The organism is Chryseobacterium tagetis, from assembly GCF_016735585.2.
Classification (GTDB): Bacteria; Bacteroidota; Bacteroidia; order Flavobacteriales; family Weeksellaceae; genus Chryseobacterium; species Chryseobacterium tagetis.
On sequence record NZ_JAERSE020000005.1, the window covers coordinates 155,955 to 179,467 of the forward strand.

General features: G+C 29.4%; 18 protein-coding genes and 1 tRNA gene. 8 read left to right on the forward strand and 11 right to left on the reverse strand.

The window, feature by feature from the left end; all coding sequences use genetic code 11:
• Positions 1-130: 130 nt before the first annotated feature.
• The 5 genes from JI747_RS17510 to JI747_RS17530 all read left to right on the forward strand — a co-directional run bounded on the left by JI747_RS17510 (position 131) and on the right by JI747_RS17530 (position 7,007).
• Positions 131-1,651 (forward strand): LA2681 family HEPN domain-containing protein, encoded by a 1,521-nt coding sequence (locus JI747_RS17510; RefSeq protein WP_225690164.1) that lies wholly within the window; start codon positions 131-133, stop codon positions 1,649-1,651.
• Positions 1,648-3,384 (forward strand): DUF4209 domain-containing protein, encoded by a 1,737-nt coding sequence (locus JI747_RS17515; protein WP_225690165.1) that lies wholly within the window; start codon positions 1,648-1,650, stop codon positions 3,382-3,384. Before JI747_RS17510 ends, JI747_RS17515 begins: the two co-directional genes overlap by 4 nt.
• Before the next feature lie 132 nt (positions 3,385-3,516).
• On the forward strand, positions 3,517-3,786 hold the full coding sequence (locus JI747_RS17520) for a hypothetical protein (protein ID WP_225690166.1): 270 nt from the start codon (positions 3,517-3,519) through the stop codon (positions 3,784-3,786).
• Between the two features lie 30 nt (positions 3,787-3,816).
• Entirely contained in the window at positions 3,817-4,758 is a 942-nt protein-coding gene (locus JI747_RS17525) for a HamA C-terminal domain-containing protein (RefSeq protein WP_225690167.1), read from the forward strand.
• Entirely contained in the window at positions 4,758-7,007 is a 2,250-nt protein-coding gene (locus JI747_RS17530) for a DEAD/DEAH box helicase (protein ID WP_225690168.1), read from the forward strand. The genes JI747_RS17525 and JI747_RS17530 overlap by 1 nt, the downstream gene beginning before the upstream one ends.
• A gap of 83 nt (positions 7,008-7,090) precedes the next feature.
• Here the strand turns inward: JI747_RS17530 and JI747_RS17535 are convergent, their stop codons facing one another.
• The 8 genes from JI747_RS17535 to JI747_RS17570 all read right to left on the reverse strand — a co-directional run bounded on the left by JI747_RS17535 (position 7,091) and on the right by JI747_RS17570 (position 15,511).
• A complete protein-coding gene (locus JI747_RS17535) occupies positions 7,091-7,978 on the reverse strand; it encodes a hypothetical protein (RefSeq protein ID WP_225690169.1) in 888 nt (295 codons plus the stop codon).
• 36 nt (positions 7,979-8,014) lie between these two features.
• On the reverse strand, positions 8,015-8,677 hold the full coding sequence (locus tag JI747_RS17540; protein ID WP_225690170.1) for a hypothetical protein: 663 nt from the start codon (positions 8,675-8,677) through the stop codon (positions 8,015-8,017).
• Between the two features lie 11 nt (positions 8,678-8,688).
• Positions 8,689-9,576 (reverse strand): pPIWI-associating nuclease domain-containing protein, encoded by an 888-nt coding sequence (locus tag JI747_RS17545; RefSeq protein ID WP_225690171.1) that lies wholly within the window; start codon positions 9,574-9,576, stop codon positions 8,689-8,691.
• Between the two features lie 162 nt (positions 9,577-9,738).
• Complete coding sequence (locus JI747_RS17550) at positions 9,739-10,821, reverse strand: hypothetical protein (RefSeq protein WP_225690172.1); 1,083 nt, start codon at positions 10,819-10,821, stop codon at positions 9,739-9,741.
• A 436-nt stretch (positions 10,822-11,257) separates the two neighbouring features.
• Positions 11,258-11,572: a hypothetical protein gene (locus JI747_RS17555; RefSeq protein ID WP_225690173.1), complete on the reverse strand. Its 315-nt coding sequence runs from the start codon at positions 11,570-11,572 to the stop codon at positions 11,258-11,260.
• A gap of 19 nt (positions 11,573-11,591) precedes the next feature.
• Positions 11,592-12,584: a hypothetical protein gene (locus tag JI747_RS17560; RefSeq protein WP_225690174.1), complete on the reverse strand. Its 993-nt coding sequence runs from the start codon at positions 12,582-12,584 to the stop codon at positions 11,592-11,594.
• 2 nt (positions 12,585-12,586) lie between these two features.
• Complete coding sequence (locus tag JI747_RS17565; RefSeq protein ID WP_225690175.1) at positions 12,587-12,979, reverse strand: hypothetical protein; 393 nt, start codon at positions 12,977-12,979, stop codon at positions 12,587-12,589.
• A 279-nt stretch (positions 12,980-13,258) separates the two neighbouring features.
• Complete coding sequence (locus JI747_RS17570; RefSeq protein ID WP_225690176.1) at positions 13,259-15,511, reverse strand: nSTAND3 domain-containing NTPase; 2,253 nt, start codon at positions 15,509-15,511, stop codon at positions 13,259-13,261.
• 494 nt (positions 15,512-16,005) lie between these two features.
• Here JI747_RS17570 and JI747_RS17575 point away from each other — a divergent pair, with 494 nt between their 5' ends.
• Complete coding sequence (locus JI747_RS17575) at positions 16,006-16,533, forward strand: antirestriction protein ArdA (RefSeq protein ID WP_225690177.1); 528 nt, start codon at positions 16,006-16,008, stop codon at positions 16,531-16,533.
• Between the two features lie 148 nt (positions 16,534-16,681).
• Here JI747_RS17575 and JI747_RS17580 read toward each other — a convergent pair.
• A tRNA-Gln gene (locus tag JI747_RS17580) sits at positions 16,682-16,752 on the reverse strand.
• A 277-nt stretch (positions 16,753-17,029) separates the two neighbouring features.
• Here JI747_RS17580 and der point away from each other — a divergent pair.
• Together der and JI747_RS17590 are read left to right on the forward strand one after the other, a co-directional pair.
• The gene (gene der, locus JI747_RS17585) at positions 17,030-18,340 is read left to right on the forward strand and encodes a ribosome biogenesis GTPase Der (RefSeq protein ID WP_225690178.1); all 1,311 of its coding nucleotides are present in this window, start codon (positions 17,030-17,032) and stop codon (positions 18,338-18,340) included.
• 8 nt (positions 18,341-18,348) lie between these two features.
• The gene (locus JI747_RS17590) at positions 18,349-18,987 is read left to right on the forward strand and encodes a 4'-phosphopantetheinyl transferase family protein (RefSeq protein WP_225690179.1); all 639 of its coding nucleotides are present in this window, start codon (positions 18,349-18,351) and stop codon (positions 18,985-18,987) included.
• On the opposite strand, the gene JI747_RS17595 is transcribed toward JI747_RS17590, so the two are convergent.
• Together JI747_RS17595 and JI747_RS17600 are read right to left on the reverse strand one after the other, a co-directional pair.
• Positions 18,988-19,470 carry a GNAT family N-acetyltransferase gene (locus JI747_RS17595; RefSeq protein ID WP_225690180.1) on the reverse strand — a complete coding sequence of 161 codons (483 nt, stop codon included), beginning with the start codon at positions 19,468-19,470 and terminating at the stop codon, positions 18,988-18,990.
• A gap of 33 nt (positions 19,471-19,503) precedes the next feature.
• Positions 19,504-23,403 carry a Pls/PosA family non-ribosomal peptide synthetase gene (locus JI747_RS17600; protein ID WP_225690181.1) on the reverse strand — a complete coding sequence of 1,300 codons (3,900 nt, stop codon included), beginning with the start codon at positions 23,401-23,403 and terminating at the stop codon, positions 19,504-19,506.
• Positions 23,404-23,513 lie beyond the last annotated feature (110 nt).

The following is a 23,513-nucleotide window of genomic DNA, read 5'->3' on the forward strand; positions in this document are numbered from 1 at the left end:
TTGAAAAATTATAAAATAAGTCCGTTTTCACTAGCTGTGATACGGACTCTTTATTATTTAAGAGATAATTTATAAAGTATGTAGATACAGTGCGTAATCGTGTAGTATTTTTGATTAAATCTAAATTTTTATGAAAAATATGTTAAAAACTTTTTTAGAGTTAGATAATATAAATGAAAAAACACCCAATGAAATTAATCTAATTTTAGGTACTATTTATGAATACTCAAGAGAACTAAATGCCATTAAGGATTTAGAAAGAGGGATTGAAATATCGTCTACGATTATTCTAGATAATTTTACAGATGATGATAAAATGACATTTTATTATAATTTATCAAATGCTTGGTCTTATAAAAAAATGATGATTCAAAATTTAAATTCTCCAGAATTTTGGGAGTTTGAAAACGAAGAGTTAATTCAAGAAATTCTAAATTGCAGAAAGGCTTTATTGTATTCTATAGATACAGAAAATATATATAGAAAATGTGAAATACTAACAAACTTAGGAAATGATTTAAGTCATTTAGGAAGATTCTCAGAAGCAATAGATTCTTGGCAAAGAGCATTAGATATAAAAGAAGATTTCTCAATGGCAACAGGGAATCTTGGATTTGGATTATTTCATTATGCACAAGTTCTCTATGATGATTCTCACAAAGCTTACTTCTTAAAAGAATCATATAATTACTTAAAGAAAGCAATAATGTTAAATGATATTTATCCTGAAGCTAAAATGTCGTTTTCACAAATTGTTTCTTGGATAGAAGAAAAAGTAGATAATACATTTTTAAATTCTGAAAATATTTTTGACAATTATTCTTTAGGAGAAAGTTTAGAAGAAAAAAACTATAGGAAATGGTGTATCAATAATAGTTTATTCTTAAATCCACTAAATGATATTATAAATGATGACATTGTTGCGCAAGACATATTGTGTCTCCCAACAATTATTGTAAAAAAAGCAGATTTAGAGATTTACAATTATCATTCGTTTTTTAATCAAATTAAGCAAGAGTTTTGTTCTGCAAGATATTTATTTTATGATTCTATTACTAATCAAGAACCTCATTTCTCTGATAGAGAAAATGCTATCATAGATATTCTTGATTATTCAACATATTCTTATAACCTTGAAAAAAGTAAAATAGCATTTAGAACATTTTATTCTATTTTAGACAAAATAGCCTATTTAATAAATACCTATTTAAAATTAGGTTTTGAATCTAGAGAGGTAAATTATAGAAAAATATGGTATGTGAAAGGAAAGCCAAATCCAATAATCATGGAAAGTCAAAATTGGGCGTTAAGAGGATTGTTTTGGCTTTATAAAGACTTTTTTGAAAAAGAAGATTTACATTCATTTCTAGAACCAGAAGCTAAAGAGCTATCTACAATTAGAAATTTTATAGAACATAAATCATTTAAGATTGTAGAGTTTGAAAACTCAAGAACCCCAAAAGATAATTTTACATACGTTATAGACAGAAATGACTTCATAGATAAAACATTTAAACTAATGAAAACAATTAGAGCTGCAATAATATATACTTCTCTATTCATTAATATCGAGGAAGGTAAGAAGGAATATAACTCTAATGAACTTGGAAGCATGCAATTATTTACTTTAGATGACCAATTTAAAAAATGATGGAAAAAGCTAACCTAAAAGAACTGTATCAAAAACTTGAACTTACTAAGGATATTAATGCAAAAGACACTGATTATGTTCTTGAAATTAAGTTTGGTGAGATATTAAATGATGAAGAGATAGAACTTATTAAAATTGAAAGAAAAATTCTTTCACTAATGTTCAATAAAGGCAAACTTATAAGTAGATTTTTTACTCCCGAAATTGTCTTTGATGAATTATTCTCTGATTATGAAACAGATTATATAAAAGAAAGGATTGAAAATACTCAAAACACTTACATTACAATAAGATACCTTATTATCCTTTGGAATAAGACTAAAAATCAAGAATATTCAAAAATAGCATTTGACAAAACTTTTAATATCTTAAAAAAAGAAATTAAATCTAAAAATATAACATTTGGAGATGCAAATGAATTATTTCTGATTTGTAGAAAAATTGTAGAAAAAACTAAATATAGAAAAGAAGAATACTTAAATTATCTCCAGAATTTTAAAAATAATATCTCAACTCCTTATGATTTTTATTCCTATTTAGAACAATTAGTCGATAATAAACTGATTTCATCGATATTATTAAAAACATTACTTTCAGACTATAGGGATTATATAAAATTTGAGATACAATATTATTTTCCAAACCAATACGGATTTGAGATATTGATTCCATTAATTCAGAAAGCAAAACTACCTATCAAAGAATTATATTCACTGATGGCTGAAAATGAAAACGTCTTAATTAATCATAGAAAAGAAAATGATTTTGTTAAGCTCAATTTATTAAGAAAAAAAGCTGATTATGAAAAGCTAGCAGGAAAGACTGTTGATAGTGAACAAACTTTAGAAGAATTAACTAAAATCAAATTCGATGTAAATCTTAATAAAGTTGATTTTTCAATGTCCAGTGAAACTAATAAAGGTTTGGAAATATTATGGGAAATCATTGATTCTAAAAGTAGTTTTCTTTCAACATTAAGTGCAGAATATATCATTGGATATTTTGCAACTCAATTTGATAATCTACATACAGTAACAACAGAAAAAGGGAATAAATCTTTGTTTGATGGTCATTTCACAACAATATTGATGGATATAAATAATAATGCTAATGAAAAGAAAAGTAGAAATAGTCTCAGTGAAAATATTTCAACTTATTATAGTTTATTTTTTATGCCAATCTTTGAACAAACACTTTATAAATCAATTCTCAATGGGCATTTAAATTATCAAAATTTCAGTAATTTTCTCAAAGGAACATGGATAGGCCAACCGACCAAATTTTACAAAGGGGATATTGAAATTGAAGAAAGTTGGTTAACCTTACTTCAACCTGGTTTGTATAATTTTTTTAGTTTGTTTGAATATCAGACTATTCATAATAAACTTAAAACTGATTCATTTATATTGAGTATTGATTCTTTGACATTAAAATTTGAAGGTATTCTCAGAGACTTTATAAGATTATGTGGCGGAACAACAATAAAAATAAAAAATGGAATTAGTGAAGAAATTTTGTTAGAAGAAATGCTGGAACATAAAGTGATAAAAGAAACTTATGAAGAAGCTGAGATAGAATTGTTTAAATTAGTTTTTACAAGGCAAGGTCTTAATATTAGAAATGATATAGCCCATGGTTTTTATAAATTATCTGATTATAATTTGAAAAAAATAAGTTTGATTTTGTTATGCATTTTAAGAATAAGTCGGTTTGAATTTGGCGTAGAACAGTGATTATTTTAAATAAAGTTAAATGTTATTTCAATGATTTATAATAATCAATAATTCAATTTCATATATTTGATTATTAGAGCTTTTCGTTGATTTGAATTGTGATAAAATATAAATATTTAGAATAAAAAATATATGGGAGCTACAAAAAAAATAATGGATGATAATGAACTGAACAATTTGCTAAATGATTTAATTGTTGATGACAATGAATTTATTGTTGATAAATTTAATCGACAGCTACTAACTTCAATTAGTATTCCTGAACAAGGATTAAATTTCAATAATAAAGGAGAGTTAATAGCATATCAAGATGGGGACCAGAAAAGACTAGTAATTCAATATCTTGTTTCGGAATATCCTTTAATCTATGAGTCAAAATTGTTCAATTATAAGAAAAAATAATTTTAATAAACTAATTAACATGTTAATCAAATGTATAAAACACCTTTTGGCTCAGAAAATATTATTACTCACAAAATAAATGAGGTAGACTTTAGTACGTTTTTAGTAGGTTTTGATTTAGATGATAATGGTGGGAAAGTATATAGACTCAAGCCATTAGTTAAAAAATTAACCGAAGTGATACATGAATTTGCTTTCGGCTTTCATGAAGACACACAAACGGATAATACCCAAACACTAAATAAACTTACTGATGCTGCTATATCAATTTACAAGATAGACGCATTTCAGAAAGTTAAAGATATTTATGATAATGGTGGAGAAATTGATGACGATTTAGAGGATAAATATTTAAAACGTGGGGAATTTGGGGAGCTCATACTTCATCTATTATTACGGGATTTTTATAAAACCGTACCACTTTTATCAAAAATTTATTTTAAAGACTCTCTTGGTCATGCTGTACATGGATTTGATTCTGTGCATATCCAAGAAGATAATGGGACATTGTGGTTAGGAGAATCTAAACTTTACACTAATAGTAAAAAAGGGATTAAGGAATTAATTAATGATATCAAAGAACATTTTAAATCAGATTATTTAAAATCGGAGTTTATTTTAATATCTAAAAAATTAAAACACTTAAATAATATTCCTAATATGGATTATTGGCTTAACACTCTTACTAATTCTGGAGCTCTTATTGAAAAACTAAAAACTATTAATATTCCTTTATTATGTACATACCAGTGTGATTTATTTTCAAAATATGACGACGAAATATTAGATGAATTTGTAACTGAATATTTAGAAGAAATGAATTCCTTAAAAAAATATTTTGATGATAATAATGACCATCCTTTTAAAACAAATCTTAATATTATTCTAATATTATTTCCTATACAGAATAAGAAAGAGATGGTAAAAGCATTACATCATAAATTATCTTTATTACAATCTATTGGAGAATAATGGAGGATATAATTAATTATATAGAAACGCAGGAGCTTATTGATTTTGAAAATACTTTTAAAATTTTCAAAATAATTTCTGATTTAATCACAACAGATGAAAGTAGTTCGCAAAAACTTCTAGTTAATGTTTTAGCTAATCTATCTAAATTCGACAGTTCACTTAATCCAATATTAGCTGACTTGATAGAAGGAATTGGATTTTATCCATATATATCTAAAGAAAATTTAGAATTAACATCTACAGATGCGCTGATACGAAATGCATATCATTCCTCCTCTAATATTGGAAAGGTACTACACGAAGACCAAAAATATTTATTATCACTTCTAAACAATACTCAAAATATTATAGTAAGTGCACCTACTAGTTTTGGCAAAAGTCTTTTAATTGAAGAAATTGTAGCAACTTTAAAGTATAAAAATATTATAATTATTCAACCTACTTTAGCTCTACTAGATGAAACAAGAAAAAAGCTTTTAAAATATAGAGAAAATTATAAAATAATTGTACGCACTACACAAACTCCTAGTGCTGATAAAAAAAACTTATTCTTATTAACTGCGGAAAGAGTCAATGAATATAGACAGTTTACTAATGTTGATTTAATCATAATAGATGAATTTTATAAATTAAGTGCAAAAAGAGACGATGAACGTGCAGATTCATTAAATAATGCTTTTAATTATATACTAAAAACATTCAATCCGAAATTTTATCTTCTAGGGCCGAATATTGATTCTATTTCAGAAGGATTTGCTGAAAAATATAATGCAATATTTTATCGAACAAAATCTTCATTAGTTGACACTAAAGTTATTGATATGTATAAACCTCAGAAAGACTTTTTTGACAAGCCAATTAAATATAAGGAATACAAAGAAAATGTGCTATTTGAGTTATTATTATCACTACAAAATGAACAATCTATAATATACTGCTCATCACCTGCTAGAGTAAGATATTTATCATTAAAATTTCTTGAGTTTTTATTAAAGAACCAAGTAAATTTAAATCAATATGTAGAAATTGATTTGATTGAATGGATTGAAATTAATATTTCAACAGAATGGTCATTAATTGATTTACTTAACAATCAAATTGGTATCCATGATGGGGCTTTACAAAAACATATAACAAATACTATTATAGAATATTTTAACGAAAATAAACTAAAGTTTCTTTTTTGTACGAGCACCATTATTGAAGGGGTTAATACTAGTGCTAAAAATATAATTTATTTTGATAAAACTAAAGGTAATAATGTTGAAATCGACTTTTTTGATTACTCTAATATAAAAGGACGTGCTGGCAGACTGATGATTCACTATATTGGTAAGATTTTTAATTTTAATTTAGTTCCAGAAGATGAAAAAGTAATTGTAGATATACCATTTTACGAGCAGAACCCTATATCTGATGAAATTTTGATAAATTTAGAATACAATGAAGTTAAAGATGAAAATCTTAAACAATATTCTATTATTTTAGAAATTCCCGAAAACGAAAGAAATATAATAAGAGATAATGGGGTACTGGTTTTTGGTCAAAAAAATATTTTTGAGGAAATAAGAGTTAACTTTAAAAATGTTTACCCACTAATTAGCTGGACAAGATATCCAAATTACGAACAATTAAAATATTGTTTGACATTAGGATGGAATTACTTAATGAAAAAAACAGAATCAAAAAGTTTAGGAATAGGAAGGTTAGTTAATAAAACATTTGGTTATGGGAATCATAATAGTATAAAAGTCTTAATTAATAATGATATTGATTATGTTATAGAATGCATTAATTTTTATGAAGACAATAAAGATAAGAGTAAAGATGAAATTGAGGAAATAAGAAAGTTCAATTACGGAAAAAAGTATTCGTCAAAAAGTAATTTTGAAATTGAGGAGGAATTTATTCTTATGAACTTTCAAATTCAAAAACACTGGTTTGAATATAAAATTCCTAAATGGTTATCAGTAATAAATTCAATTCAGGAATGCATTTGTAATGAATATGGAGTTAGACCAGGAAATTACAACTATTACAGTAATCAGATAGAGAATGATTTTTTACGGGAAAACCTATCATTATTAAGTGAATTTGGAATTCCTTCTTCTGCTTTAAAAAAAATAGAAAAATTAATTCCACCAGATTTAAATGAAGAACAAGTTATTGATTATATTAGAAATGAAAAGATATATACTAATGATATTTTCATAAATTATGAAAAAAAGAAATTTAAAGAAATTTAGATTTTACCTATTAATTTGAATTAGCCAATACTTAATCTGACTGTTACTTTATTGAAACATTGTATTGGCTGACTTAATTTTCTTTAAAAATATTTTTTTATTAATTTGCTGTAAGCTTTTCCAAAAATGTTGATAAAATTTCTTGTATCTCTCTTTTTTAGGAGCATTTTGTTTTTCTTTATACATGAAAAATTTTCAATTTCATTATAAAATATATTTTCAAAAACACAAGAATATAAGTCTAACATAATCAATGCTCGATGACATATTAAAAATGTTTTCTCTCTAGACCGTAGAATCACTCCAGACTCCTTTTCATCTTTAAGATTGACATAATAATGGTTTGCGAATTGTGAAGAATCAATATGAGTTTTTGAACTAAGTTCTCCATAAAGAATGCCAATACTTGGATAGAATTCTTTTAATTTAGAAATTGATTTTGTTGGTGATTGAAAATCTTTTATTTCATTTCTAAATTGTGTATCATATGCAAAAGCTATTTGTTCAATCATCTGTCGAATTATCGCATAACATTCATAAATATAATCATACTTAATCAACATTCTTAGTGCGCTGAAATTACTATCAAGCTTTTTATAAATTAAACCACAATGAAAATATGCAACGCTTTTTTTCTCAAAGTTGATATTATATAATATTTGTTTGTATTTAAGATATATTTTTTCTTGAAATTCAAAAAAAGTATTTCTCAAATCATCATATTCTTTAAGGTCACTTTCTTCATAATTCCTTTTATTTTGAAGCATGATTTCAACATTATCTTTAAAATAACTACTTTTTAAAATATTATCAACCGAAGTATTTCCATAAAATAAAGTTCTTAATGCAGCTTTTATATATTTTTCTTGTTCAAACGTTAGTGTTTCAGGTACAATTAATGGCATGTCAGCAAACCAAATTACTTTGGTTTTAGCAAAATCAATGGAATAAATGTTTTGTTCAATATACATAGCAATTAGTGAATAAAATAATTTAATGATTCTTTTTTATTTATCAATAATAACCTCCCAAATAATTAACCGAGTTTCTTTTTTTATATTTATAGCTTTAAGTTTTTCATTATAGACAATATTGGATTTTATATTTTTATTTAATGGAGAAAAAACAGCTAAAAATCTACTGTCAATTTTATTTGTTTTTTGCTTCAACTGATGTGTAATAAAATCCTTTGTTATGAGATAATCAGATGGAAATTTATCAATAAAGTCATTTTGCATTTTGTGTCCAATCATTTTATAATCTGCAACACAAATGAAAAAGCCTCTGCTATTTTCAAATTTTGAATGCAAAGAAGCTCTAATCATGTCATTTACCATTTTTATAGTTCTTGCTGTTTTATTTATTGTGCCCTCTTCATTAGTGTTCTGTCTAAATAAACCAAATTCAGCACAAATCTTTAACGTTGGTGTGTTTAGAATTAAATCAATCAGTGGCTTTTCATTTCTTTTAGATTTTTCATTTAAATAAGGTACGAAGCATTTTGAATTAAGGGCAGTTTCTACTTCAATTTGATACGGCTCTAGATTATATGTTTTCAATAAGGCAATAAAAAAATCATATCTAATGCTGTCTTCTCCAATTGATAATAACGTTTTGTGATTTAATCTTGCTTCGAGTAAATTTTTATAATTTTCAAAAAGTATTTTCATGGCAAGCTGTACTATTCCTCTTTTTCAATCAATTTATCTAATTCTTCATCAGTGATATCATCATCTCCATACCAACTTGAAGTATCTACATCAAAGGAATCGACTTCATATTCATCGGATGGAAATCTATCAGAAATTTTATATCTTATTTGAGTTTCGTATGGAAAACTTTCACCAATATCTAAACCATCACCAATAGCACGTTCACTTCTGGAGCCATATTCAAGTGTTACAGATAATGAGCCAAAAACATCTACAATAATTTCCCTATCATTTATTTCGCTGATATGATATTCATACACTTCACTATACTCCAAAGAATAATGTGGTGCTAATGAATCTATATTTTCATATGAATTATAAATAACTGTATCAATCATATGGTCTTCAATTTTACCATCTAAGAAATCTTTTAAGGTTTCCCGATAATTATCAATTGTCTCAACAAAAGCTTCAAAAGTTTCTAAAACCTTTTGACTATTTGACTCAATTTCATTTTCTGTTAAATTGAAACTTTCGGGATTCACATGTGTGTATTTGCTCAATGAATCAATAGTAGTTTTAACTTCTTTAATAGTAGATTTCAATTCATCTATATCAAAGTTCATATTTATAAGATTTTCATCGGTTAAACCTCCTTGAATTGCATATTTTATTTTTTGCCCCCTTGTTGGCTTCCCATTGTCGGTTTCAACTTTAAACCAGCTACAATCTAATATACGTTCTTCTGGAGCTAATGAATTTAAAAAATGTCTTGATAGCTCTCTTATACTATAGGAAAAATTATGATATCTAAGTTTATTATTCTTGTCTTCTAGATTTTTTAAACTGGCGTCAAAAAGCTCGTTTTCAAATTCTGATTTTAGAATCTTTTTAATTTTTTCAATTGTTGTAGTCATGGTTATATTATATATTAATTATATCTTAAACTTATTTTTTGATAGAAAAGTTTATAAATTGATATTTGTAAGAACAATAACTGTTTTCGAATTCAAACAAATAATTTAAATCCAGTTAGGTTTTTAAATTATTAACAATATTGTTATTTTTGATTTGTAAAACTATCTTATTACTTGTCCACCTACAGTTACACTTCTATTTCTAAGATTACCTTCTGAAGTTAATGTAGCAATAATAAAAGAAATTTTAAAATTTTGAAGAAATATTAGCCCTGCAGATAGCTGACCAAATGTAAAATTATTATTTAAAATACCTAGATTATCCCTAAATGTATTCGTTCCAAAATACATGTTCATATTAAAGTTAGCAAAAAAACTTATTTCATTTTTATTGGTCGTTGCCTCTCCATATAAATTTAATCCAAATGAACCACTTCCAGCCCATTTTGAAGTACTTGTTCCAAAAGCTGGTATGTCTGCCGTACCTTTGGTATTAAAAGTTGTTATAAAATTATATTTATTGTTCTTAGAATGTATATATATTAAGGGATATTCAAAATTTAGCACAGTGTTACCCCCATTGCTAATCAGTCTTTGATAAGCTTCATTATTTTTCACAGCTATACTATCTTTATTTGAACTTTTGGCAATCATCGCTCCTAAACTCACCCTCATCACACCCAAGTTTGCACTTACAATTTCTGAATATAATGATGCAGTTTCATTTCCAAAGTTTAATCCTGTATTTCCAAGTGCTCTAAAAGTTTTCCCTGTATTTCCATGTACAACATCAAAAAAGGCTTGGGATTTTTTAACCCCAAAATTTAAAAAATTTACATTCTTAGTAGCCATAAATTCTTTAGTATAAATCATATAAAGACTGTCTTGTGTATTTTCAATTTTTGAAATCTCAGTTTCTAATATTTTTATACTATCCGCCTTAGCTTTTATCTTTGCTTTATCAAATTTATTAGAGGTACTTGCTTTAGAATCAATATATAATTCATCAGTTATTTTTGTCAAAAGTTTTTTTTTATTTTCTTTTTCTTTGGAATAATAATTATACTCAATAATTTCTATAGTTTTATATACATTTTTATTTTTCCCATTTAAATTGACTGATTCGGTAGTTTCAACACTTAATGCTTGGATTGAATTACTTGGATTAATTTTAAAACTAGAAATTTGAGCAGTTGCAGTATAGAACAACAATACAGTAAATAAGATGCTTAAAATTGTTTTCATGGCGTTTTTTATTAGTTTCCTATGAAATTACGAATTTATTTTAATAAATTATTTAATATTTAATTTTGATTTTTCTTCAAATAAAGAAGGGATATAAAACAAGCCTCAACCATTATGGTCAAGGCTAATGCTATAATTAATATTTGCTATAAATGTGCTTCCAATTGTTATATCTAAGATTGATTATGAAGCCTATACCTAACTGTCAATATATTGTATTGGTTTGAAATCAAGGATTTTGTATGTTTTCTACGAATCTGAATTATAATTCCTTGTCCATAGGTATTAGTGGCTATTATAATTAATATTTTCTTTAATATACACGATTCGGTTCAATATCTGCCTACATTTGGCATACTCTGTTCTTATCTGGAATTTTGCACGAAATATATTGCAGATAAAATAAGTAATACAACAAATAAGAGGCTTCTCATTGTTAATTATTTTTAAAAGGATTATTACCTTCACGCATAAAAACCGTTCCTATCTTTTGATACTTAATAGGCTTTCCTTTTACACAAGCCGTATAGATTCCACTACCTAGGCCGTTTTGGGCTCTGATAATGATTACTTCTTTTTCTTCAACTCCGTTGTCAATTGCCACGAACTTTTTTAATCTGTTATTTTTAATTGGCTCTTTGAAATCTTTAGGCAAATCACATTCTTTTGCAGTTTCTTTCGGTTTTTCTTCCTGCGCAAAAAATAATACTGGTGTTATTGCTAGTAGTAGTGTAAAAAATAGTTTTTTCATAATTGATTTATTTTTGAGATTAATTGTAGTTTCTTTTTTGTTCATTTTCCCAGATTTCATATTCGGTTTGCATTCTTTCAGCTTCTTTATGTTCTTCAGGTGTTATGCTTTTCCAATCTTTGATTATTTGCTCCTGTTCTTCTTTGGTCAAGGTTTTGGGTGACCATTTTTCTTTTGCGGAAGCTTGACTAGTTGTGGTATTGCGGATGTTAGAGATTCGTTCTTTTTCCTGACTTGCTTCTGCATAGCTGTCAAATCTCATCATGTATCTCTCAATAATGTTTTTGTCGAACAAATAAGCGTGGCATTTAGCCTGTGTATCATCTAAAATCATGTATTCCTTATCCTCGCTAATATTATAAGGTGTGTTAAAAATTCCTGTTACAATTACAGATTCTTTCCCAAAGTATTTATCTTTTACTTTGAAGACTACAAACGAGTGTTTTATTGCTGTTTTAAGCGTGTTTTGAGGTATTGTCGTATGGTCGTTGTTTGCATTGGTTTTTGCCGTGTCTATGGGTCTTATACAGCTTCCAATTGGTTCTTGTTTAGTTTTGTCACAACTCATACTTAAAGTTGGCAGTATCAGAATCAAAACCTTTAAGCGGTATTTTTTGAAAAACAGGATAATAAGAGTATATGCTAACCAAAATAGCAGGAGATATTTATAATCACTAAAAACAGATTTTGCATACAATACTCCTTTATTGGAATAACTTTTAAACTCAGAATCATACATTAGCTCACTGCACATCATGCCGTTTGTCGGGAGGTTTATTTTTGTTCCAAAAGGTGTTGTTTGATGTAATGTAGCTACTGGTGTTGTGGTCGGGTCATATGTTCCACTTAAAATAATCTTTCCGCTACTATCAGTAGTTGGTATATTCAAATTGGGGATATATGAAAATGTACTAAAATGCTCTACTGCAAAAACAGTCAAAAAAGCTAATACAAAACCTATCAATATTGATTTAGGTATGTTTTTGTCTACTTGAATAGTTTTCTTTTCCATGATTATCTCACTCTTATATAGTTAGAATTGTTTTCTAAGTGGGAAATCATTTTTAAGAATATCTGGAAGTAATCATAATCATTCATAAATACTTCTCGGGATATATTTTGGATGTTGTCACGATACAGTTTGTAACTGTTCTCAGTACCGAATTTATGGTCTTGATATGCTGCGTCAATACATATCTGTCTCAAACTACTTTCGTTAAATGTCTTTGAAATTAATACTGGAATTACTTCATCACCATTTTTGAACTTGTATTTAAGTCCGTATTCTCGTAACTGATAATACTTGTTGAGATAATTTGTTTTACAAAGATTGTTGCAATCAAATTTTTCCTGTGAGAATACTGTTATACCCACGAACAGCAGGAGAGAAATAAAAAGTTTCTTCATAAGTGATTTGTCAACTCACTCAGCCCCTAAAGTGAAGGTTAATAAATGCAAAAAGCGTGAAGGACTAAACTCAATTTGCAAACAGAGGTTCTGACAAAACCTAATAGCACAAACAAGTAATTGCCCAACACGCCAGACGTGGGGCATCAACTGTTTATTCTGTGCTATAATTGAAACTGTCAGATTTCTGTTTACAGAATAAAAGCTAACGCTTTATATTTTTCGATAAAATTCTAAGCACAAATATATAAAAAAATGAATTCTTAATTCAGAAGATAGTTATAGTTCTTTTAAGCCATTGAATATTTCTTTAATTATTACATCTTCGTTTAAGTTATCTGTAAAATAATCATCACTTTTCATGTTACTTGTAATATCTATTTCATGATTGATGTAGCTGTCGAATTGGGCTGATAATATCTCAATTTCGTTTATGTGATTTTCTAAACCTAAATTATATTTTGCATTAACTGTTTCTAACGTAGCTTTGTAATAGATAGTTTCTTCATCCTTGATATTTTCTTCCAGTATTAATCTATGGGCTAATGCAAAAAAACGAGTTGAATTAATATATTCTTGATATTTTTCTGGAAAAATAGAAAAAAAGCTTTCAAATAATTCTAAATGATAAATTGAATAACTGTAAATGAGAAAGGAATCTAAAATTAGATATTTATCAATCTTAAATTTTGACAATTCAAGTGTTCCTAATAGGTTTAAATAATCTGAATGATAACTGTAGCCTGTAAAAATTAGTCGTTGATTAAAACTATTATAAATAAATTCTTTTATTTTTCTATTATATATGGAATAATGAGTATTTAGATAGTTAATAAATCCATATATATAATCATAATTTTTAGTAAATTGTAAACCATTAACTTCAATTTTGTAAATTCTACAGGTTTTGTAGTTGTTTTCTAGCTCTATTAATTTATCTGCTAGACTATCTATTAATTCTTGCTTTAATCTTATCTTACCAAATAATTCTTGTCCAGAAAATATTGTTTGAAATTGGTCCACAAAAATAAAAGAAGTTATTAAATCATCTATTATTTTATTCTTGTCCTTTAAATAATTTACCAAAAAATCATAGATAGAAGGATTTTGATACTCAATAACAATGTCCCCTTTTTTGTCTAGAATTGTTTTTATAAAAGTATTTTCTAATTCTCTTATTGATTTGGAAAAAGTCAACGAATCAAAATTAATTCCTAATTTAGAATTTTTCAATAGAAAACTTTCTACAGCTATTTCCAAATCTGTCAATAATACTGGATTTCCAAGTGTTGATAGAACTAGAAGTGTATATTGAGAAAACTTATCTAAAGAGTTTTCAAAACTGTACAACCAGACACTTTGAGGATTGTCGAAATACCCTTTAATAGTGTTAAAAAAAAGTACTGGCTTACAATTATTCCAAATCTTTTGCTTAATAAAAGTTTCGATTATTCTAGGATTATAATTGGTGTGATTAATTAGTTTCTTATAATTATCAAATTCAAGTAAATTGTTGAGGTATTCTTCAGGTATTTGTCCATGAAATAGATGGTTATATAAAATTTTCGCTTTAATTATTTTTGTATATGTTGATAAATCAATTATACATTTTGCAATTTCTATATCATGTATTTTAAATGCCTCATAAACTTCTTTAGCTTGATTTAATATATATTCTCTTGTAGCTAATATTAATATTTTATCAGGAGAGTCTTTAATCTTATTAATGAATTTTACTATTTTATCATCATTCTTTTGGAGACTTTTTGCCTCAAAAAAATTTTTACCAAGGAAATCATCAAATAAAAACACTTGTTTTTTATCCTCTTTAAAGTAAGTATAGCCATCATCAATCTTATCACTTAAATAAATAAATTCATCATATCCATTTGAAAGAAGATATTGTGTTAAAATTCTGGATAATGTTGTTTTTCCAATTCCAGGTATTCCCGAAATTATAATGTAACGATATTTATCTAATATTTTTAATGCTTCATGAAAACTTTCGTTTTGAACAAATAATTTTGTTTGGTTTTTAATTTCTTGTAGTTCAAATTGTGATTGGTTATAGATTTTGTTATGGATTACTTTTTCTAGTATTGTGGTACTAGCAATCCATAACTTATAATATTTTTCTTCAATTTTTTTATTTTGGGCTAGAATATTTAATAAATCATCTTTTCCATATATATTTTCTGTTGATTCTATATAGGGTTCAAAAAGTTTTTTAATTTCCTCTTTATTATAGGGAGATAGTCCAATACTAGTTGTAATTATATAAGATGAGGGATTCAGTTTTTTTACTTTTGGAACTTCTTTTTTCAGATTGTTTTTTAAAGATGTGATGTCCTTATATCTTTTAGATTGAATAATAACATTTTTATTTTCAGGAGTTGAAAATCTTAAATCTATACCGCCATCCTTTCCTGTTTTAAATGATTCTATAAATATATTTAGTTTGACCTGTAATATATCTCTGCAGAATTCTTCAAATTCACTTGGAGAAAAGATGTTTAAATCGTATTGTGTCATTTTAAAATTAAAATAATATTAAGATAAGATACAACTTTAAAGTTACTAGTGAACATTCTTTTGTTGTTATTTGGGTTCTTAATTATTTCTTACTAATATTAGTCGTTTTTTATATAATATTTATAGTCTTATTTACCCAAATCTATATATAAAATCTCCTGTAGTCAAATCTAAAAATTTTTGTAAAGATTTGGAGTAGCTACCTACTATATCCTTTTCCCACCCCTTACCATAGATTTTTTTTAATATACCCCCTATTTTAAAGTTATCATTTTTTGGTTACTATTTTTATTTTTCTACGCTCGGAGAGATTAGAAAGTTTTAAAAGGCGTTGGTATTTTGGTTAAAAAGTGTTGTAAATACTTGTATTTATGGGCTTTTTGTTGTATATTTATTACTGCTTTTGTGAGCGGCTTTTTACAAAAAAATGCCTAGAAGTATTGGCGTACTGCTAGGCGAATCAATAAATTTTAACGTATCTAAAACTTATCAACATGACAAAGTTAACAAATTGTCTCGATACTGCTAGTATCTATTGTGGCACGTATGCCAAGTATAACAACGGAAGCCTTTACGGTAAATGGTTAAATCTTTCAGATTATTCGGATTATGACGAATTACTTACTGCAATGTATGATTTACACAGTGACGAATCCGCCCCTGAGTTTATGTTTCAGGATTACGAATGTCCTTTTCTTGAAAAAATGGGATTGTTGAGCGAATGCCACATATCTAAAGACATTTACGAAATAATTGAACAAATCAATGATTCAGGTCATGACCTAGAGGTTTACGAAGCGTGTTTGGATAATCTCGGGAAAATGGACTTCCAAAGTCTGCATGAGTATGTAAACAATTATTATTACGGCGAGTATTCGAGTGATGAAGATTTTGTACAGGAATTATACGAAAATGATATTCCTTTTGGTCTTCCTAACTTCGTTGTGATTGATTGGGAAGCCACAGCACGTAACATTATGTATGATTATTTCGAGTCTAACGGACATTACTTCGGTGCTTAAAAATACAATCAGATTCAAATAGATTCAATTAGGTTTACTCAGGGCGGTTTTTAGAAAAACAGTGACCAAAATCGTGACCAAGTGACCGAAAGTGACCAAAATAAAAAAGCAACTTGCTGTAAATCAGTAAGTTGCTTTTGTTTGGTTGTAGACCCACAGGGATTCGAACCCCGAATGACGGTACCAAAAACCGGAGTGTTACCGTTACACTATAGGTCTGTATTTTGATGAGGCAAATTTATAAAGTTTATTTTAAATATGAAAATAAAAATTAAAGATTAGTTCATGAAAAATGCTTGTGAATACTTTATTTATTGATAGTCAAAGAATTATTTTTTATAAAATTTTTGTGATATATTAATTCGACCGATAGGCGATTTGGGTTTTGAACTTGATGGCACAAAATATTGAAGTTAAATAAAAACCTTATCTTTGCAAAAAATTGGGCTCCAAAAGTTGGAGAAACCCATTAATAATCATATTATTAAACATTTTTATGTCGAATATTGTCGCAATCGTTGGGCGTCCCAACGTAGGAAAATCCACACTTTTTAATCGTTTACTGGAAAGAAGAGAAGCTATCGTAGATTCTACTGCCGGTGTTACCAGAGACCGTCATTACGGGAAATCTGACTGGAATGGAGTAGACTTTACTGTAATTGATACGGGAGGATACGATGTAAATAATGATGATGTTTTCCAGGGAGAAATTTCTAAGCAGGTTCAGTTGGCGATTGATGAAGCTACATCTATCATTTTTATGTTAAATGTGGAGGAAGGTCTTACTGATACGGATTTCGAAATCCACGAGATGTTAAGAAGATCAAACAAACCAACTTACATTGTTATCAATAAAGTGGATTCTGCTAAAGAAGAAATTGATGCTACAGAATTTTACCAGTTAGGAATCGACAAGTATTATACTATTTCTTCTGCAACAGGTTCTGGAACAGGTGAGATTTTGGATGATATTGTAAGAGATTTCCCGACTACAGATTATAAAGATCCTTTTGAAGGATTGCCAAAAATTACAATTGCAGGTCGTCCCAATGTAGGAAAGTCTACACTTACAAACGCTTTGCTTGATACTGAGAGAAATATCGTTACAGATGTTGCGGGAACGACAAGAGACAGTATTCAGACGCTTTATAATAAATTCGGACACGAGTTTGTATTGGTAGATACTGCGGGAATGAGAAGAAAATCTAAAGTAAATGAAGATTTGGAATTCTATTCTGTAATGCGTTCTATCCGTTCTATCGAATATTCTGATGTGGTGATCATCATGGTAGATGCAACACAGGGATGGGAATCTCAGGATATGAACATCTTCGGATTGGCTCAGAAAAACAGAAAAGGAATCGTGATCTTGGTGAACAAGTGGGATTTGATCGAAGACAAGGAAACCAACACAATACGTGATTTCGAAAAATCAATTAAAGATAAAATAGGGCAATTCCAGGATATTCCAATTTTATTCGTTTCGGCATTGACAAAACAGAGAATTTTAAAAGCTGTTGATATGGCAATGCAGGTTTACGAAGACCGTAAAAAGAAGATCAAAACTTCAAAATTAAATGAAGTGATGCTTCCGATTTTCGAGGGAACTCCGCCACCGGCAAATAAAGGAAAATACATCAAGATCAAATATTGTGTACAGCTTCCAACGCCGTCGCCACAGTTCGTGTTCTTTTGTAATTTACCACAATATGTAAAAGAACCTTATAAGAGATTTACTGAAAACCAGCTGAGAAAAGAGTTCGGATTTACCGGAGTTCCGATCGAAGTGTATTTCAGACAAAAATAAAATCATTCATGGAAGTTTGGGTAGCATACAGTTTCCTGAATAAAAATAATTCTGAAAAAGTAGAAGAATTATTTTCAAAGCTTCCTGAAAACCTTGTGAAATCTGTCATTCAGTATCAGGATAACGACAGAAAATCAAGAATGATTTCAAAATTATTATTAGAAATTCTGGTTAGGAAAATGAATCCTGACCAGAATTTTTTTTGGAATTTATATCAGAAAGATTCTTTTTCCAGACCCTATTTTAAAGATGTGGAAATGAATTTCAGCACTTCCCATCATGAAGGTTTTTCCGTTGTTTGTGCAACAAGAAAAGCTAAATGTGGAATTGATTCTGAATTAATAAAACCTTTACATATTGAGGTATACAATGATTTTCTGCATCCGGAGGAAAAACAGTTTATTAATCAGCAAATCAATCCACAAACTTCTTTTTATGAAATCTGGACTAAAAAAGAGGCTGTTTTAAAAGCATCAGGTTTAGGAATTTCTCAGGAGCTACAATCATTTGATGTACATGGCGATATAATTCAGATTAACGGTGAAAAATATAGTACTGAAGAACTAAATCTGTCAGAAAATTCGATAACTTATATTGCTACGGATCAGAAAATAACGCAATTAAATTTAGAGGAGATTGTTTTTTAATTATATCCATTTTTCATAAACAATTCTCACCGGTCTGTATCCTTGCCTGTCAAGCCAGCTTTGCATCGTATGATTGTTGCAGAGTGTATAGCGGTAAATTTTTCTGATGTTGTAGTCTTTGTAAGTTTCCTCAAAAGCTTGATTAAGTGCTGTGTAAATCCCATGTTTCCTGAATTCTTTTTTTACATATCCTTCGGAAACGTACAGATCATCAGCATCGCCAAGTTCAAAATTACTGTCGTCTTTTTCATCAATATATCCGAAAATAAAGCCAATAGCTTTTCTGTCTACTTCAGCAATCAGGAAAGTTCCGTCGTTTTCCTCTTCACAATCAGATAGGAAACGCAGATAATTTTCGCGGATTAAACTCCAGTCAGCGGTTTTTTCATTCATTTCTTTTTCTGAAATATGAAGTTCTCCCACCAGTTCATCTGCAATGCTGAGGTTTTCTGAGATTTTTATTTTTCGAATCGTATAATTCATGATATATATTTTAAAACTGAATTAAAGCAATGATTATTTTCCTCTCACCGGACTTCCATACCATGAAGTTTCATCAGATAAAATTTCTCCTTTCATAATAAGTGAAAGAGCATCCACATTTACATGATCTCCAATTTCAGTATCATACAAAATAATGGTTCTTGAATTGATAGTTGTCTGTTTCCCGATTTTCACGCTTCCGATTTTCATAATCCGGTCTTCGAAAAGATGGGTTTGAGGTCCGCAGTCTTCATTGAGCATAGCTTCATCACCAATGGTTACCATATCATATTCTGTAATGTCTGTGGTATTTAACCAAACTTTCTTACCGATTTTCACGCCTAAAAATCTCATAAAGAAAGGAAGCCACATTGTTCCTCTCAAAAAATCAAGGAAAAACTGAACGGGAAGTGCTTCGTAAAGCGTGGTGATTCCTTCACTGAGCCATACTTTTACACTGTACATTGGCATTTCTGTTTTTTTATACTTTCCAACAAAAATCCATTTTAGTAAAACGGTAAAGAAAAAAGAGGGAAGTGCTACAATTACTAAGTAATAGAAGGGTGAAAATAATAAAAGATGATGAATTTTACCTTCCATATATTTGCTGGTGTACGCGATATAAAGGACGCTACAGATAATTACAACGGTTTGTGGAAGAATAATTCTAATTCCTTCTACCAAACCTCTTGCAATTTTTAGCCTTAAAGGAGGATTAAAAGTAAGGCTGTCTTTAAAAACATCAGATTTTTGTCTTGTCGGAAGACCAATTGGTGGAGAACCAAACCAGTCTTTCTCCGTTGAATTTTCAAGTTGCTCCTCAGTTGGAGCTTTACTCAAAACGCCAATCAGCATATTATCTCCAAGTTCATATCCTTGAGGAATCAAACCGCTGTTTCCTACGAAGCTGTTGTTTCCGATTTTGGTTTTAGCCAGAATCAATTTTTCGTTTCTTACATCGTGCTCTCCCAAAATTACAGCATCGGCAATAAATGAACCTTCGCCAATTTCTAATAAATGATGTGAAACATCACTCGCCGTGGAAATTTCTGAATTCTTACCTACCTTAGCGCCCATCATTCTGTAAAATTTACTGATATAAATTGAAGCAAAAAGCGGATGAACAACAATCAATGACAAATTGAAAATCTGATCTTTCATCCATTTTCGGTAGTAGGTGAAACTGTAAACAGGATAAATGCCGGGTTTCATTTTGTATTGTAAGATTCTGGAGATCATACTTACAATTAAAATAAACAGTAAAATATACACTGTAGAAAGTATCGGAGCCTGCCATAAATAAGAGAAACTGTAATCCGCAGCACGCTCATCCAGATAATATAAAGTATATAAAGTCGGAGCCAACGGCAAGACAATCAGTAACGGAAAAAAGAAAAGAGAACATAGGTAAATGAATGCAAATCTGTTTCTTTTTGAAGCAGAACTTAATGTTGGTGTTTCTAGTTCCTTGCCTTCCTTTATTCTGAGTTTTTCGGCAGGACTTCCGTTCCATATTTCTCCGTAGCCGATTCTTTCACCTTCATTAAGACAGCTTAGATCCTGTAATTCTCCGAATTCTTCAATAACTGTATTACCACATACAATTGCCGAAGAACCTAAATAAGCATGCGCTTTGATGTGAACTTTTCTGATTTTCAAAAATCCGTTTTCTACTGAAGCATTATCTATACTACAGCCTGAACTTGTGTTCACATTTTCATCAATGGTGACCAAATCTTCTGCGGCAATAGGTAACAAGCTCAGTTGTGCGCTCGGATGAACTTTTACACCCAATAATTTCAGATATTTCGGATATAAAGGTGTTTCTACGATAAATTCAGAAGGCATCAGTCTTTTAACGGTTTTCCATAGCCACCATCTGAAATAATACCAACCCCAAAGCGGATAATCTCCTTCTTTAATTTTTCCGATAACCAGCCATTTTGTTAATAAAATAATGATTGAATATACAGGTGGAATCAGAGTATATAAAAGAATGGCACTCAGCAATGCGAAAGAAGTTCCGTAACCGTTATCCTGAAAATAATAATAACTTAAATAAGGAAAGAAAATCTGTAAGCTTAATAAGGAAAAAACAACTAATAAACTCACGGTCTGAGCTGCATTACACAAATAATACTGTAAAGTGGAAACCCTTTGAAAAGGTTCCTGCTCTTTTGTTTGTTCCTGTTTATTCTTTAAACATTCTGCATAGGAGGCAATCGGGCGGTTTTCATAAATGTCTTTCAGGGAAGCATAAGGAATTCCTGCTTTTTGTCTTAAATGGGAAACTAAAGTTGCCGCTAACAAAGAATGTCCCCCAAGATCTGTGAAAAAATCCTGATTCAGATGAATCTCTTTACCCGGAAAAACCCACTGCAAAACTTGTAAAAGTTTGTCTTCTACAGAAGCATTCTTATCAATTGTAATCTCCTCACTGCTTTCATGAGCTGTAAAACTTTCAGGAATAGGAAGTCTTTTTCTATCGATCTTTCCGCTCGGCATTCTCGGCATTTCCTTCATTTTAACAATCGAAATCGGAACCATATAAGGCGCTAAAAATTTTGCCAGCTCTTTTCTCATTTCGTTTTCATCGAAAGCCTCTTCATCATTCATTACAGTATAGCCAACCAATTGTCCTTGCTCGTTAGAATCCTCCTTTACAGCGACTGCTGCAGAAGAAACGTGTGCAAGTTGATTCAGTCTGGATTCAATTTCGCCCAATTCAATTCTGTAACCGCGAAGTTTGATCTGATCATCAATTCTCCCTTGAAAATCAATAAAACCATTCTCCCGGATGACAACAGCATCGCCTGTTTTATAGATTGTATCTCCAGGAAGATCCTCAAAAGGATTGTGAAGGAATTTCTGTTCAGTAAGCTCCGGAAGATTGAAATATCCTTTGCTTACTCCCGGTCCGGAAATGATCATTTCGCCTCGTTCACCCCGCGGAACGATATTCATATTCTCATCAACTACAGCAAGATGATAATTAGGCAGAGGTCCGCCGATGGTCAGTTCTTCCTGACGGTTTAGAATCGCCATATTTGAAGAAACCGTGGTTTCAGTCGGCCCATAACTATTGATGAAAATTCTGTAAGGTTGTGCCCATTTTTCCTGAACCTGCTTTGTACAGGCTTCTCCGCCCGTATTGATCAGCCGAATAGAAGGAACTTCGTCAATAATCGCCAAAATACTTGGAACAGCATGCAGAATCGTGATTTTATTCTTAGTTAAAACATCACTCAGTTCATCAATAGCCTTCACAGTCAATGCATCAGAAATCCAAATAGTTGCTCCGGAAAAAAGACTGATCCAGACTTCTTCGCACCACATATCAAAAGAAACCGAAAACCCCTGATAAACAATATCGGTGTCTTGTATTTGAAGAAAATCTTCTTCGGATCTAATTAAATGACAGATATTTCGGTGGGAAATAGGAATTCCTTTAGGATTTCCAGTGCTTCCGGATGTAAATAAAACATAGGCCCAGTTGTCAGGCGAAATTTTTATTGATAGCGCATCGACTGTATTTTCAGGTTGAGGTGAAATTGATAAAGGCTCACAATGAATATGCGCATCGGTATCCGAAAAATAAGTCTTAACATTAATATCTGTAAAAACTTTTTTTATTCTGTCTTCAGGCATTTCTCTGTCAAGCGGGACATAGCTTGCTCCGGCTTTCAGGATTCCAAGAATAGCAACAGGAAGCTCAATGCTTCTGGGATACCATATTCCTACGCAATCCCCCGGTTTTACACCTTCATTTTGGAGTTGTGCAGCAATGGCATTGCTCCAGCTATCTAATTCCTGATAGGTAAGTTTTTTTTCTCCGAAAATGAATGCTGTTTTATCTTTGTGTCTGTTGAAAGTAGGTGTTAGAAGTTCGGGAAGCGTTTCATCTTTAATAAATTCAGGCGCTATTTTGCCCATAATAAGGCTTTTCATCTTTGCTTAAATATTTTGTTTTTGTGGTTGTAGAGTTTCTATAAATATAATTTATTTCTCATTATTTTCAATATCAAATTTGTAATTTTGCAGCG